The sequence below is a fragment of the Exiguobacterium sp. Leaf187 genome, assembly GCF_001423925.1.
In the GTDB taxonomy this organism is placed as follows: domain Bacteria; phylum Bacillota; class Bacilli; order Exiguobacteriales; family Exiguobacteriaceae; genus Exiguobacterium_A; species Exiguobacterium_A indicum.
Map to the genome: position 1 here is coordinate 729,169 of NZ_LMPR01000009.1, position 14,285 is coordinate 743,453.

14 protein-coding genes are annotated in these 14,285 nt (G+C 46.5%); 6 read left to right on the forward strand and 8 right to left on the reverse strand.

Annotated features, from left to right (window positions below):
- The first annotated feature begins 104 nt into the window (after positions 1 to 104).
- On the forward strand, positions 105 to 3,692 hold the full coding sequence (locus ASF99_RS08090; RefSeq protein WP_055968414.1) for a dynamin family protein: 3,588 nt from the start codon (positions 105 to 107) through the stop codon (positions 3,690 to 3,692).
- Positions 3,693 to 3,747: 55 nt separating this feature from the next.
- Here ASF99_RS08090 and ASF99_RS08095 read toward each other — a convergent pair whose 3' ends face one another.
- The 3 genes from ASF99_RS08095 to ASF99_RS08105 form a co-directional block, all read right to left on the reverse strand.
- Positions 3,748 to 4,656: a LysR family transcriptional regulator gene (locus ASF99_RS08095; RefSeq protein ID WP_023468518.1), complete on the reverse strand. Its 909-nt coding sequence runs from the start codon at positions 4,654 to 4,656 to the stop codon at positions 3,748 to 3,750.
- 12 nt (positions 4,657 to 4,668) lie between these two features.
- Positions 4,669 to 5,619 carry a magnesium/cobalt transporter CorA gene (gene corA, locus ASF99_RS08100; RefSeq protein WP_023468519.1) on the reverse strand — a complete coding sequence of 317 codons (951 nt, stop codon included), beginning with the start codon at positions 5,617 to 5,619 and terminating at the stop codon, positions 4,669 to 4,671.
- Positions 5,620 to 5,925: 306 nt separating this feature from the next.
- Positions 5,926 to 6,474: a hypothetical protein gene (locus ASF99_RS08105; protein WP_023468520.1), complete on the reverse strand. Its 549-nt coding sequence runs from the start codon at positions 6,472 to 6,474 to the stop codon at positions 5,926 to 5,928.
- Positions 6,475 to 6,758: 284 nt separating this feature from the next.
- On the opposite strand from ASF99_RS08105, the gene ASF99_RS08110 reads away from it, so the two are divergent.
- Both ASF99_RS08110 and ASF99_RS08115 read left to right on the forward strand, forming a co-directional pair.
- A complete protein-coding gene (locus tag ASF99_RS08110) occupies positions 6,759 to 7,877 on the forward strand; it encodes an NAD(P)/FAD-dependent oxidoreductase (RefSeq protein ID WP_055968416.1) in 1,119 nt (372 codons plus the stop codon).
- Between the two features lie 36 nt (positions 7,878 to 7,913).
- Positions 7,914 to 8,243, forward strand: coding sequence for a hypothetical protein (locus tag ASF99_RS08115; RefSeq protein WP_162236805.1), 330 nt, complete (start codon positions 7,914 to 7,916; stop codon positions 8,241 to 8,243).
- 82 nt (positions 8,244 to 8,325) lie between these two features.
- Here the strand turns inward: ASF99_RS08115 and egtD are convergent, their stop codons facing one another.
- From egtD to ASF99_RS08140, 5 genes are all read right to left on the reverse strand, one after another.
- Entirely contained in the window at positions 8,326 to 9,282 is a 957-nt protein-coding gene (egtD, locus tag ASF99_RS08120; RefSeq protein ID WP_055968420.1) for an L-histidine N(alpha)-methyltransferase, read from the reverse strand.
- Positions 9,282 to 10,562, reverse strand: coding sequence for an ergothioneine biosynthesis protein EgtB (gene egtB, locus ASF99_RS08125; protein ID WP_055968422.1), 1,281 nt, complete (start codon positions 10,560 to 10,562; stop codon positions 9,282 to 9,284). The genes egtD and egtB overlap by 1 nt, the downstream gene beginning before the upstream one ends.
- A 123-nt stretch (positions 10,563 to 10,685) precedes the next feature.
- Complete coding sequence (gene guaC, locus ASF99_RS08130) at positions 10,686 to 11,669, reverse strand: GMP reductase (protein WP_055968424.1); 984 nt, start codon at positions 11,667 to 11,669, stop codon at positions 10,686 to 10,688.
- Between the two features lie 160 nt (positions 11,670 to 11,829).
- Positions 11,830 to 12,336: an NUDIX domain-containing protein gene (locus ASF99_RS08135; RefSeq protein ID WP_055968426.1), complete on the reverse strand. Its 507-nt coding sequence runs from the start codon at positions 12,334 to 12,336 to the stop codon at positions 11,830 to 11,832.
- Positions 12,323 to 12,880: a GNAT family N-acetyltransferase gene (locus tag ASF99_RS08140; protein ID WP_055968428.1), complete on the reverse strand. Its 558-nt coding sequence runs from the start codon at positions 12,878 to 12,880 to the stop codon at positions 12,323 to 12,325. Before ASF99_RS08140 ends, ASF99_RS08135 begins: the two co-directional genes overlap by 14 nt.
- A 144-nt stretch (positions 12,881 to 13,024) precedes the next feature.
- On the opposite strand from ASF99_RS08140, the gene ASF99_RS08145 reads away from it, so the two are divergent.
- From ASF99_RS08145 to ASF99_RS08155, 3 genes are all read left to right on the forward strand, one after another.
- Positions 13,025 to 13,285 (forward strand): hypothetical protein, encoded by a 261-nt coding sequence (locus tag ASF99_RS08145; RefSeq protein ID WP_055968430.1) that lies wholly within the window; start codon positions 13,025 to 13,027, stop codon positions 13,283 to 13,285.
- Positions 13,286 to 13,528: 243 nt separating this feature from the next.
- Positions 13,529 to 13,729 (forward strand): cold-shock protein, encoded by a 201-nt coding sequence (locus ASF99_RS08150; RefSeq protein ID WP_023468529.1) that lies wholly within the window; start codon positions 13,529 to 13,531, stop codon positions 13,727 to 13,729.
- A gap of 83 nt (positions 13,730 to 13,812) precedes the next feature.
- Positions 13,813 to 14,178: a nuclear transport factor 2 family protein gene (locus tag ASF99_RS08155; RefSeq protein WP_055968432.1), complete on the forward strand. Its 366-nt coding sequence runs from the start codon at positions 13,813 to 13,815 to the stop codon at positions 14,176 to 14,178.
- The last annotated feature ends 107 nt before the right edge of the window (positions 14,179 to 14,285 follow it).

A 14,285-nucleotide genomic window follows, 5' to 3' on the forward strand; every position in this document is an offset into this window, starting at 1 on the left:
CGCCTCTTCCTTGGCGAATCGTTTTTTGACGTTTACAGAAGGATGACGAAATGGAAAAAATCGTGATACACTGGACGATGACTGAAAGAAAGGGGTTTCACTGCATGCGCTCATTTGAGGAACGATTATCGAACCAACTCGAGGCGACGGCTTCACTCGCCACATTGATTCAACCTTCAACGGATCAACTCCGTTTAGATAAACTAGATAAATTCGCTAGCAAACTATTAAAACGAGAGTTCACGATTGCGTTTGCCGGTCACTTTTCAGCTGGAAAATCGAGCATGATCAACGCCTTGACGGGTGAATCGGTCTTACCGACGAGTCCGATTCCGACGAGTGCGAACATCGTGACACTTCAGCAAGGTGAGATGGATTCAGCAATCGTTCACTTTCATGAACAGCCGTCTGTTCGTCTGACAGCAACAGAGCAAGAGGAGCATCTTCAATCGCTTGGGAAAAGTGGTGATGTCCGACAAATCGATTTGACGCATGCCGCGTCCGCGCTGCCTCCTGGTCTCGTCTTAATGGATACGCCAGGCGTCGACTCGGTCGATGATGCCCACCGTGTATCAACGGAGTCTGCCCTTCACTTGGCTGACATCTTGTTTTACGTCATGGACTACAATCATGTTCAATCCGAATTGAACTTCATGGTGACGGATGAATTACAAGCTGCCGTACCGGAATTGTATTTAATCGTCAATCAAATCGATAAACATCGTGACGATGAACTATCATTCGACGCCTTCCGTCGTTCGGTTCATGCGTCCTTCGCCGAACACGGTGTCGTACCGAAAGGGATTTTCTTTACGAGCCTACGGGACCCAGCCCATCCGCATAACGATTTCACGGAAGTCGAACAACTCGTCAAACAAAGCATTCGCGACGCTCAACCGAAGTTACTGACTTCTGCCGCTCTGACACTTGAAAGTCTTCACCAGGAGCATACACGTTATCTCACACGTCTCGTCTCAGAAACCTATGAGACGATGGCTGAGCAATTGAATGACGCTGAACGACGGGATCCGGCGAAAATCGAAACCGAATTAACGCGTGTCTCGCAACAGTTAGAAGCACGTCAACCGGACCGCTGGGTACAGACGTTTTCGCTTCATCGGGATCAACTCTTGAAAAATGCGACATTGATGCCATTTGAATTACGCGAGAAGATGCGCCGTTTCCTCGAGTCACGTCAGCATGATTTCAAGGTTGGATTATTCCGTAGCGCGAAAAAAACGGAAGCGGCTCAAGCGGAGATCGCACAAGACGTGCTCCGTGCCTATCAGACAGTGACCGCTTCCGAAATTTCGCTTCATTTACGTAACTTGATGAAACAATCGTTACGTGACCTTGGTCTCCTGCAGGATACGCATATCGTCGCAATCGATCAGCTCTCACTCGACCCACCGCTTTCCGTACTCGAAAGTGCCTTGCCAACCGGTATTACGATCACAGGTGAATCAGTGCTCCAGTTCACGAATCGTGTCGCCGAACAGACACAAGCGTGGTTCGTCAAGGAAACGAACTCGTGGCGTGAGCTTGTTCGTCAAGAGTTGACGGCAACTTTCCCGAAAGAACAAGCTGAACTATTGCAACAACAGACGTCACTACAGCATAAATGGAATAGCGTTCAAGCATGGCAACAGGCTACCGTAGCACTCGAGCGATATGAGCATGGCGTTGCCAATCCATCTGACCAACAACTCGAACAGGCTCGGACGCAAGTTTCAATCTGGGAGGAGCAATTGATTCAGCAAGAAGCGGCGATCGTTTCCTTTACCGGATATGAATCGGTGACAGAAACTACTTCGTTTGAAGTTGCGACGACGATCAGTGAGCAACAAGCCGTCCGTTATGCACCGGAAGACGTCGCTCAAATCCGTCAGCATCTAAATGGTCTTCAAGGTTTTGAAGATGCCGTCGCTTATTTGAATGACAAATTGAACCGACTGACACACCAATCGTTCACGATTGCCTTATTCGGTGCCTTCAGTGCTGGAAAATCGTCGTTTTGCAATGCCTTGCTCGGAGACAAGGTACTCCCGGTCTCTCCGAATCCGACGACCGCATCGATCAACCGGATTCACCCTGTTGACGCTGCACACCCGCACGGCGTGGCAGAAGTCACGTTCAAGTCGGAAGCAGCGATGCTTGAGGACTTAAATGAAGCGATGGTCGGAACGATGACGTTCGAGTCAACGAAACAGGCATACGATATGCTCTTATCACGTGCCGCGTCACTGATGGACCCGTTCTTGCGTGCTTTCTTGAAAGGATTCCCTACCGTCCAATCCTTCATCGGTACCGCTCAGACGGTCGATCAAGACGCTTTTAAACAGTATGTCGCGCAGGAAGAACGAAGCTGTTTCGTAGATGTCATCGATTTCTATTACGATAGTCCGTTAACACGTCTCGGCGTGACGCTCGTCGATACGCCTGGAGCAGATTCAATCAATGCCCGTCATACTGATGTCGCTTTTGATTACATCAAGAACGCGGATGCGATCTTATTCGTCACGTACTTCAATCATGCCTTCGCCCGCGCTGACCGTGAATTCTTGATTCAACTCGGTCGTGTCAAAGACGCATTCGAACTCGATAAGATGTTCTTCCTCGTCAACGCGATTGATCTCGCTGCATCAGATAGCGAACGTCAAGATGTCTTGAACTATGTCGCGACGGAATTGCAACGCTTCGGGATTCGATCGCCTCGACTGTATGGAGTCTCGAGCTTACAAGGACTCACGGAAAAGCAACAAGAGCGATCGGATTCAACTTCCGGTCTACCTGAATTCGAGGAGGCATTCCATCACTTCCTAGCGGAGGATCTGACCGGTCTCGCCAAAGTATCGTTGTCTGAGCAGACGGAAAAGACCGTCCAGCGACTCGAACGATTTATCGCTGCGACTGAAGCGAATCTGTTGCGAAAAGAAGAACGGTTGGCTGAGCTGTCTGCTTTAGAACAGCAGGTCACGGATCGTTTCGAAGACAATCGCGCCGCTTTGATCGAACCTGCACTCAAAGCAGAGATCCATGAGCTGATGCACCATGTCGTACAACGCATTTATTACCGTTTCTCCGACTTTTTCAAGGAAGCCTATAATCCTGTTCGTTTTGCTCAAACTGGCAAAGGAGCGGCATTACAGGATGCATTGACGGAACTGTTGACGTTCCTTCGGTTCGATTTTGAACAAGAGCTCCGTGTCACGCATTTCCGTGTCGATCAATGGCTCGAAGCGTCCTTGATCCGGCGTCAACAAGAGGAGCAACAGTTGCTAGAGCAATGGAACGAATCCTTCCAACTCGCACCTGTCACGGTCTCTCGATTAAACGAAATGACGTTCGATGGTCCATTCGAAGATGCAACGCCTTATGTCGGCGTCAAACGCCACTTCCGGAATGCGAAAGCCTTCTTTGAGAAAAATGAGAAGGAGCAGTTGAAGGAGGAGCTTGCGACATTAACTAAACAAGAAGCACTCGCGTATACTGCCACTCAAGAAGAACGCTTGCTTGCAGTCGCGTCGGCACATCTGGACACTTCTTTGACAGCCGTTTCAGAGCACCTATTACGCCAAACACTCGAGCAACTTGAGAGTGAACGAGCGACGTTACAGGCACAAGAGACGCTGACTCCTTATAAACAAGCAGCAAAGCAGATTCGCAGTCTGACGCAACACGTCACTTCGTAAAATACAATCGTTCAACACAAAAGACCGGAGCGCGATGCGTTCCGGTCTTTTTTCTTCATCGCGCAGGCGTTGGCCAATACGACTGAAAATAGTGAACGATGTATTGGTGGACGTGCCGGACAACAGGACGTAATTCCGTCCCGACGAGTCGGTTCAACGAGACATCCCATAACATCGGTGGGTCGAACGGGATGATTTTAATGTCATCCGCATGATGAAACCGTAGTATCGGTTCCGGTAGGATTGAGATGACGTCAAGTTCTTGGACCATCCCGATCAACAAGTCCCATGCCCCTGACATGAAGAAGATATTCGGCTCTTGCTGCACTTTACGAAACTCCGATAGTATTTGATGATGTAACATGAATCGATCGTTCAAGATGACAAGTGGTTCATTTCCGATATCACGATACGACAACGCTTCTTTGGCTTGAAACGGGTGATTCGGACGCACGGCGACGACGACCTCATCTTCGATCAATCGAAAACGTTCGATACCATAGGATTCGCCCGGTTCAATCAAAATGGCCAAGTCGAGTTCTTCAAGTAACAGTCGACGCTTGAGTTCAAACGCCCCCTCTTCGATGATTTCGAGTTCGATGCCTGGATGTTCCGCCATGAACTTCGGAATCAACTGCGAAAATAAAACAGGGAGGATGACGGGTGGGATGCCGAGACGGACCTTTCCTCGGACGACGTTCGAACGTTCACGCAGATGACCCATCAATGCTTGATGACGTGTCAGAACGATCTTCGCATCCTCATACAATTGACGTCCCGTTTCCGATAACCCTGTCAACCGTCCGTGCTTTCGAATGAACAGTTCTACTTGCTCCAGCTGTTCGAAGTCGCGGATCATCTGACTAAGCGCCGGTTGCGAGATTGACAAGTGCTTCGAAGCACGCGTTAAATTATAGCCTTGCTCGACGATCGTCGTAAAAAAGAGCAATTGTCGAATATCCACTTACATCCCCCCTTATTCATCAAACCAGCGATTTTTTTTGAAGAACAGAATCATTCCTAAAGCGAGGAGTCCCATTGCCCCTAACGTTACGAAATAACCATACTGGGTCGTCAGTTCTGGCATGTGTTCGAAGTTCATACCATATATACCTGCGATGAACGTCAACGGCATGAAAATCGTCGTGAAGATCGTCAATGTCTTCATGATACTATTCATCCGGTACGAGTTGAGAGAGATGAAATTATCCCGAAACTCAGATGTCATCAATCGATTGTATTCGATCATTTCCGATAACTTCAGTAAGTGATCGTACAAATCGCGAAAGAATGCCTGTTTCTTTGGATGAATCGATAAACGCTTTGATTCGACGACACGATACAGTAAGTCCCGCATCGGCATGACCGTCCGCGAGATTCGAAGTAACCGCGCGCGTAGTTCGAAAATCTCCTCCATCAACCGACGATCATTGCCACGCGTTCGGTAGCGTTCCTCAAGCGCAAATAATTCATCTTCCGTTGCATGAACGATCGGAAAATACCCGTCGACGATCTTATCCATGATTTTATGTACGAGGTCGACTGTTTCTTGTTTGTCGAGGCGTTGGCTACACTGTTCAAACACGATATCAATTTCTGGTGAAGATTGCTCATGGTAGCTAACGAGATGCCGATCACTTGCGAACAAATTGATTTCACGACTCGTCAATGTTCCTTCATCGAGCGCATGAAGGACAAAAAAGCTATGTTCTGTATAATATTCAAGCTTTGGGCGTTGCAAGTAATGAAAACAATCTTCAATCGCCAGTGGATGAAAATCAAAAACCTCAATCAATTTTTGCTTCTCTACGTCTGTCGGTTGATCGAAATCAACGAAATAACGTTTCATGCCCGACTCCTGTGTCCGACTTACATCATCGGTCAAAATGATTGTGTCATTCGCATCGATCAGTATACAACGAATCAACTTTTTCTCCCCCTTTTCCTATGTAAGCGTACTATATTTTTTAGTATGCAACAAAAAAAGGATTTCCTCGAAGAGAAATCCTTTCAGATTGTAGACAAATGAACTGACTCAAAAAATGACACACCTTTTCACGCCCTTTCCTCAGGCGAGACACAAGCCAGAGCAACCCTGCAGCGAAGCGAAGCTTGTCCCAGGAAAACGATGCGAGTCGAACAAAAAAAGCGCAATCCTTCTCGTTAGAGAACAATTGCACTTGTCTTCAGTCTCAAAAGATTTCCCCAAAGAGAAATCCGTTTCAAATAGCAATCAACCATGTTCAATATAAAATCCGCTCCAATAAACCTGACGATACGTAAACTCTTTTCCACTCTTCGTCGTCACAAGCATTTCATCTTCTGCCATGACGGCAATTTTAATGGGTACTTCACCGTGATCCGTCAAATAATTGAGGATCTCAAGATGCCGATTCAACCAAAGACGACGGCGGAACCAACGAAAACGACTGAATGCCGCACTGAAGTGGAGTAAAGCGAGCGCAAGGATAATTAAAGCAAACGGAAGTGGAATGTCGAACAACGCAATCAAATATACATCTGCAATCAGCAAGGATAACGAAAGACCCATTTCCGTCATCTCCATGAAAGATGCTTTATAGGTCGCGAAGTAGGTCATCACACGAAATAGGAAGATGACCGTGAGGTACGGTACGAAGTACATTTGAAACACATGGTCCGTGCCGCTGTTGACGAACATGAGCAGTGGCAGGAAGAATAGCAATTTCCAGATTAGGATGGCGGAATAAAATAAAGTATGATCCGTGTAGCGTCTGCGTACGATGGCTTGACTCATATTCATTGCCTTCCCCTCCTTCATGATGGACCGTTTCAAAGTCGATGATGACAGGACATGATGCCTATAAGGGTATGTTTCCGAATTCAGCTGTTTCTAATCGTCTAATTCACAGTTTTTAGAAACTGTATATTTAGTATACGTCATGACGCGCCAAATGGTTCACTTTCCCCATCATTTCCCATCATTCGATGTGCTACAGATTGGAAACCCGCTCTTGCTAGTCGTCCGGATCTTCTACTGCTACAATATAAGATATTCCAATTGAACAGAATCGAGTTGAATCTTTCATGTACACCCATATCATCATCGGCGCCGGAATTCTCGGTGCCTCGACGGCCTATCATTTATCGAAGGCTGGTGAACGCGTTTTACTCGTCGATCGGAAGGAACCCGGTCGAGCCTCTCATGCGGCAGCCGGCATCATCTGTCCATGGATGACACAACGACGAAATAAGGCATGGTACCAATTAGCGAATAACGGGGCTCATTTTTACAAGACATTGATTCCTGAACTGGAAGCACTCGGTGAGACGAGTACGGGTTATCAGCAAGTTGGCACGATCGCCTTACATGAAACATCAAAAATCGAAAAGATGGAGACGATTGCGCAAAACCGTTTTCCGGAAGCTCCTGCCATCGAACGTATCGAACGACTGGACCAAGATCGTGTCAAAATGCTCTTTCCACTCGTCGAACAGATCGAGGATGCCTTATTCGTTTCCGGTGGTGCCCGCGTTGACGGACGTGCCTTGTGTGCTGCACTGATTCGTGGCGCTATCGAACATGGAGCGACCGTCCTAGAAGGAGATGCTTCTCTTGTCGTAGACAAGGGAGTCGTCACTGGTATAACCATGGAAAATGAACAGTACTCGGCAGAACAGTTCATTTTAACGGCGGGTGTCTGGTTAAATGACTTACTCCGCCCACTTGAGCTTAAAATCGATTTGCATCCGGAGAAGGGACAGATTCTGCAACTCGATTTGACGGACTCTACATCAACGACATGGCCCGTCGTCATGGGACAACGCGGATTATATCTCGTCTCTATCCACGAAGGGAAACTGATCGTCGGTTCAACACACGAAAAACAGACCGATTATGATTTGAAACCGACCGTCAAAGGGATGCATGCCTTATTGAATCGCGCTTTACCTGTCTTACCGCGTCTCGAAGAAACGACGATTGATGAACTGCGTATCGGCTTACGCCCGTATACGAAAAACTCCCTGCCGGTGATCGGACCGCTTCAAAATCATCCGAACGTGTTCCTAGCGAACGGACTCGGTGCATCCGGTTTGACGATCGGACCGTATCTCGGTAGCCAATTAGCGAAGCTTGCACGTCATCAAACTCCTGATATCGAATGGACGACTTATGAGCCGACCTACGTCTCTCTCGACTCCTGACCCACTCTATACTTCACTTTGAAAGGAAGTACACCATTGTCCATGAAACCAATCGTTCCTCTTGAATTATTCGATGCTTTAGATATACGTGTTGGTACAATCCAGTCGCTTTCGGATCTTACCGATGGCTCAATTCAGCTTGAACTACAATTCGACGGCTTTACGCGTTCTTTTTCACTCGCTTGGGAATCGCTTCGCCCGGATGTCCATGAGTTGCTTGGAAAACAAGCGATTGCCGTGTTGAATGTACCTGGTCGTACGCCTGAAGAGTCGGGGCGGTTGCTTGAGATCGGACGTTCGGAACAATGGATGCCAATCCTCGTCGTACCGGAACATCCGATTCCAGAAGGCGCTCGGATCGAATAAACGCTTTCACCCACAAAAATACTCCCCTTCATCGCTTCTACACAGAAGCTTACAAGCGGGAGTATTTTTAGTTTTTTCGCCGTTACATTTTTTCTAAATAATGCACGCTGAATCGTTCATCGTCATCGATCCAACAATTGACTGAATGAAAACCACTTTGACGGGCAAGTGTCTCAAACTCTTCTTTACTGTATTTATAGGAGTTTTCCGTATGAATCGTTTCCCCTTGTTTGAATGGAACCGTCACATCTCCAACTTGCACGAGTTGATCGAGTTGACTCCGAAGATGCATTTCGATTCGTCCTTTTTCTTCATTATAAAAAGCATGATGTTCGAATCGTGTCACATCAAACGTTCCCTCGAGCATCTGATTCAAATGCGTCAACATGTTCAAATTGAATGCTGCTGTGACACCGGCTGCATCATTATAAGCCCGTTCAAGCACATCAACAGACTTTTTCAGGTCGACGCCGATCAAGAATCCATCACCCGTTTCAAGAATTCGTGAGGAATGACGTAAGAAGCGCATCGCTTCCTCCGGTTCAAAGTTACCAATCGTCGATCCCGGGAAAAAGATGACTCGTTTTTGAGACTCCTCGACCGGTAAAGAAATCGATTGTGAGTAATCCCCACAGACCGCTTTAATATGCAGCGCAGGATACCGTTCCGACAATTGGCGTGCAGATTCCATCAGGAAGTCTTTTGAGATATCAATGGGCATGTACGTGTCGAGATGTGTAAATGTCTCCAGTAACATCTGGATTTTACGACTGCTGCCACTTCCATATTCAATCAGTGTATGCACATCGCCGATACTTCGTGCGATCTCCGCTCGATGCTGCTCCAAGATGGCGAGTTCTGTCCGTGTCGGATAATATTCCGGTTGTTGCGTAATCTGTTCGAACAACTGGGATCCGATATGATCATAAAAATATTTTGCCGGTAAGACCTTTTGCTCTCGCATCAGACCTTCGATGACTTCTAAACGCATGTTTTGTTGCGGAGTATATAAATCGTAGCCAATGACCGTTTCCCGCATCACATGTCACCCGCCAATCGGAAGCCGCCAAATAACCAGCGTTTATCAGGCGGGAAGAAGTTGCGGTACGTCTCGCGAATATGATCGTCAGGCGTCACGCACGCTCCTCCACGCAGTACCATTTGATTACACATGAACTTCGCATTGTATTCCCCGAGCGCTCCTTCGAGCGGTTTACTGCCTGGATATGAACTATAAGCGCTCGACGTCCACTCCCATACGTTTCCGAACATGCTCGCAAGCGTTGTCTCTGACTCTTCGACGGCTACCGGATGGAAGGTTCCGCTTCCCATCATATTACGCTTCGTGACAGAATCGACTTGGCGAGAAGCCCATTCCCATTCCGCTTCTGTCGGCAAGCGTTTCCCTATAAAGCGACTATAAGCGTCCGCCTCATAAAAACTGACATGACAGACCGGTTCATCGAGACGAAGTGGTTCGACACCGTTCATCGTAAAGATCGTCCACTCTCCCGCGTCATCCTTCATCCAATATAACGGGGCTTTCCAGTCTTCTTTTTGCACCGTCGCAAAGCCGTCAGATAGCCAATACTCTGATTTTTCATAGCCCCCTGCTTGAATGAACGCCAAATACTCACCGTTCGTGACAGGACGCGTCGCGAGTTCAAATGGATGCAGCCACGTTTTATGACGTGGACTTTCGTTGTCGAACGCAAATCCGTCTCCTGTATGACCAATCTCGACGAGTCCTTCCTCGAATTGGATAAACGATATTTCCTTGACTGCATTTTCAGGCACATCTGATGCCAACGACTTTGATTGATAAGCAGGTAACAGTGGATTCGTGAAAAAGTTATACTTCACGTCCATCAAGATCAATTCCTGGTGTTGTTGTTCGTGTTGTAATCCCATCTCGACTAACGCTTCGATTTTCCGTTGGTCTTCTGGAGTCCGTTCTTCCTTCAAGAACTCGACCATTTGTCCATCGACATATGCCCGGTAAGCAATGATGTCCTCGACGGTCGGACGCGACAGCATTCCCCGTTGTTGACGAGGCTGGTAAGCACCAATCGAGTTGTAATATGAATTGAACAGATAATTGTACTTCGGATGGAAAACGCGATAGTCTTCATTATATTCCTGTAGTATCATCCGTTCAAAAAACCAAGTCGTATGGGCGATGTGCCATTTCGGTGGACTCACGTCTGAACTCGCTTGAATGATGAAGTCTTCTGCTTCGAGCGGTTCAATCAAGGCAATTGTTTGGTTACGAACAGTGGCAAATTTTTCGATTAAGTACGATGTCGTTTCAAATAGCATGTCAATCACTCCCTATCCAAAATATTCCGAATCTTTTGGTCCATTTGATGTATACCCCTCCTATGGAAGAGTTATGCTAAAGAAACAAAAAAAGTCCGCCCCGTTAAGAGCGAACTGATCATTTTAATATACTTTATCGCCGTTGAAGATCGAGTTCTTGACGACGACGTAGTCGACCGTCCGAATCGCCTGCAATTTGTTCCCGCCAGCATACGAAATTGCCGATTGTAAATCTTGCTCCATCTCAATCAACGTATCCACAAGACTCCCTTTATGCTCGACGAACATCTTCTTTCCTTCAACGTTCTTGCGTTCCCCTTTTTGGAACTCAGAAGCAGAACCGAAATATTCCTTGACGAGCACTCCGTCCACCTCATGTGTCTCACCAGGCGATTCCTCATGCCCTGCGAAGAGTGAACCGATCATGACCATCGACGCACCGAACCGGACTGACTTCGCGATATCGCCATGCGTCCGAATCCCGCCATCAGCAATAATCGGTTTACTTGCTGCTTTTGCACACCAACGAAGTGCCGCGAGTTGCCAACCACCTGTACCGAATCCTGTCTTAATCTTCGTAATACACACTTTACCTGGTCCGATCCCGACTTTTGTTGCATCGGCTCCCGCATTCTCAAGTTCACGCACCGCTTCTGGCGTACCGACGTTACCAGCGATGACGAAACTTGCTGGTAGAAGCGACTTGATGTGGCGAATCATCTGAATGACGGCCTCCGAATGACCGTGTGCGATATCAATCGTGATGTATTCCGGAGTCAGCCCTTCTGATGCGAGCTGTTCGATCAGCTGATATTCCTCTTCCTTGACACCGACGCTGATTGAAGCGAACAGTTGACGTTCTTGCATCATGCGAACGAATGCCAAACGACGAGACGGCTCGAATCGATGCATGATATAGAAATAATCGCCTTCCGCTAAGAACAAAGCAATCGATTCATCAATGATCGTTTGCATGTTTGCCGGTACGACCGGAAGCTTGAAACGACGACCACCGAACTCGACTGACGTATCACATTCCGAACGACTACCAACGATTGATTTTGCTGGAATTAATTGAATATCTTCATAATCGAATACTACATCCATGAATAACACCTCTAATTACGAATATTTTTTAATATATTGGCGATAATCATTCGCCCCTTGACTACTATAACGAACTGTCCTCATAGTGTCAAAGAAATTTTCGCATTTTTAAGGTTTTTCAAGAACTTTATTCAGATATCATCAGTTAAATGTTCGGATTTTACTGGTTTTGTTGTTGTAAATCTGTCAACCAATGTTCTTCCCAGTCAAAATAGCTTGTTGCTTCGGATGCTTCAAACACGTGATCAGGATAAGTCAGTGCTAGAGGAGGACGCTCCTTTTTTGGAAAATATGCCAGTTGTTTCGATTCTCCATCGATCGCTTCGAGCGTTCCCCCGACAACCTCACACTCGAATACCGTCGCTACGTATTCAACTTCGTTTCCATCTGGGTACGTCAAACGGAACGACTCTCCACCGAAGGTCGCAATCAGACGAACCGGTCGGACGAATAGACCCGTTTCTTCATAGACTTCGCGAATGACTGCTTGCGCCGGTGATTCTCCCAGTTCGATCGCTCCAGCAGGCAAACTCCAAAACGGACCTCCTGGATCCTGAAAGAGGATGTGACCTGCTTCGTTTCGAATGATTGCTGCGACGCATGGTGTAAAAAGACGTTGCGTTCCGACAAGTTGGCGTAAATTAGCATAGTAATCAGAGATTGGCATGTTTTGACTCCTCTCGGTCTTCTTTTAATAGGGCAAACAAAATAAAGTCTTCCCAGGCATCGTTGATGAAAAGATTTTGTTTCGCGATTCCTTCTTTACGAAATCCAACTTTCTCAAGGACACGGATCGAGCCGATATTCTCCGGCATGACTTCAGCACGGATCCGGTGGAACTGGTGGACATCAAATAAATGATCGACGAACAATCCGACTGCTTGCGCCATATATCCTCGTCCTGAAAAGGCCGCATCCAGTTGATAGCCGATCATGCACGTCTCGGCTGGTCCACGTTGAACGAACATCGCCGAAACATCCCCAATCAACTGGTCGGTCTCAGATAAAAAGACACCATACGCATAATAAGCATCTTGACGCATCAACTCTTGGTGACGATGAATCCGTTCTCGTTGCCCTTCGATCGTGTATTGTTCTGGTGACGGCTTGATTGGCATCCAGTATTCAAAGTGATCACGATTTCGTAAGTTCACCTCAAGGACCGCCGCTGCATCTTCCAAGATGTACGGACGAATGTATACAGGAAACATATAACGCTCCTCCATTTCCATTATTATCTTTAGTTCAAGAAGTTTGCGTGTTTCATAATTCATGTAGCGGGAATCTACATAATAGTTTCATTACATTACAGTGACAGCATACTATAGAGAAAACTGTCGAAGAAGGAGTGACTTATGTATTCAGACACTGATTTGCTCAATCAAATCAAACAACGCGACCCTGTCGCGTTAGAACGATTATACGATCGTTACGAAAAAACACTCTTTCTTCTGTTCCGTCGCACACAAGTGGAAGATGCACTCATTCATTCCGCGATGACGCAACTATTCCGAACTGTTTGGGAACAACCGACACGTTATCCGAACTTTCAAGGATTCATTTTGCATACATTACGACAACTCAGTAGTAAAAGAGAACATATTCCGACTCGTTGAAAGAATCAGTTATACTCTTTCGACATGAGCAGAATGAACCCTTTAATTGTATGCTTTATTCAGAGAAGAACAGCTTCGTTTGTTCTTTTTTTGTTTTGTCCTTTCTTTTTCGATACAGGCATGCTATATTATTAAGTAATTATTGTTGTTCGGTGGAGATACGAAGTGTTTCACTTTATATTCGATGAAATTGATCACGGTAGTAATAATCAGTGTGCCAGTCACACGCAGGAGGCAATACACATGGAACAAGGTAAAGTAAAATGGTTTAACGCAGAAAAAGGATTCGGCTTCATCGAGCGCGAAAGCGGAGACGACGTATTCGTACACTTCTCAGCAATCCAATCTGAAGGTTTCAAATCACTTGACGAAGGTCAAGAGGTTTCTTTCGAAGTTGAAGAAGGTCAACGCGGACCACAAGCAACTAACGTTGTAAAACTTTAATTTCCTTTAGACCCTGCTCACGCAGGGTCTTTTTTGTGTTTATATATGCTACACTAGCGATTCAGGAAGAAAGGAGATGTAACATGACACTCGAACAAACGATGCAACACCTTCAAGCGGCTATGCTAAAAGGAGATTTATCACAAGTCTCGCATCTATTATCTCCCGAATTTACGTTCATCGATGCGTTAGGGCGGTCATTTGATGCCGAGACCTACCTCGATCATTACGTGGATCCTGCAAACATCCGCTGGTTATCCCGGACCGATGATTTTTCATACATTGATCATTTCGAAGATACGGCAATCCAGTATAGTTTGACAGAAGACCGATTTGAATACGGGACAACTCAATATGTTGGTCGTTTCCGGATCGTATCCATCTATCGTGCTACGTCAGATGGTTGGAAATGGCACTTTGGTCAACTGACATCTCTTGATCCGTCGTAACGGATTCAAGGGATGTTTTTGTTTTCATGTTCCATTCATCGTCAGTTGGAATTGCTTCTCATTTTTCATTCCGTTACACTTGAGGGGTACATATTTTCTGAAAATTC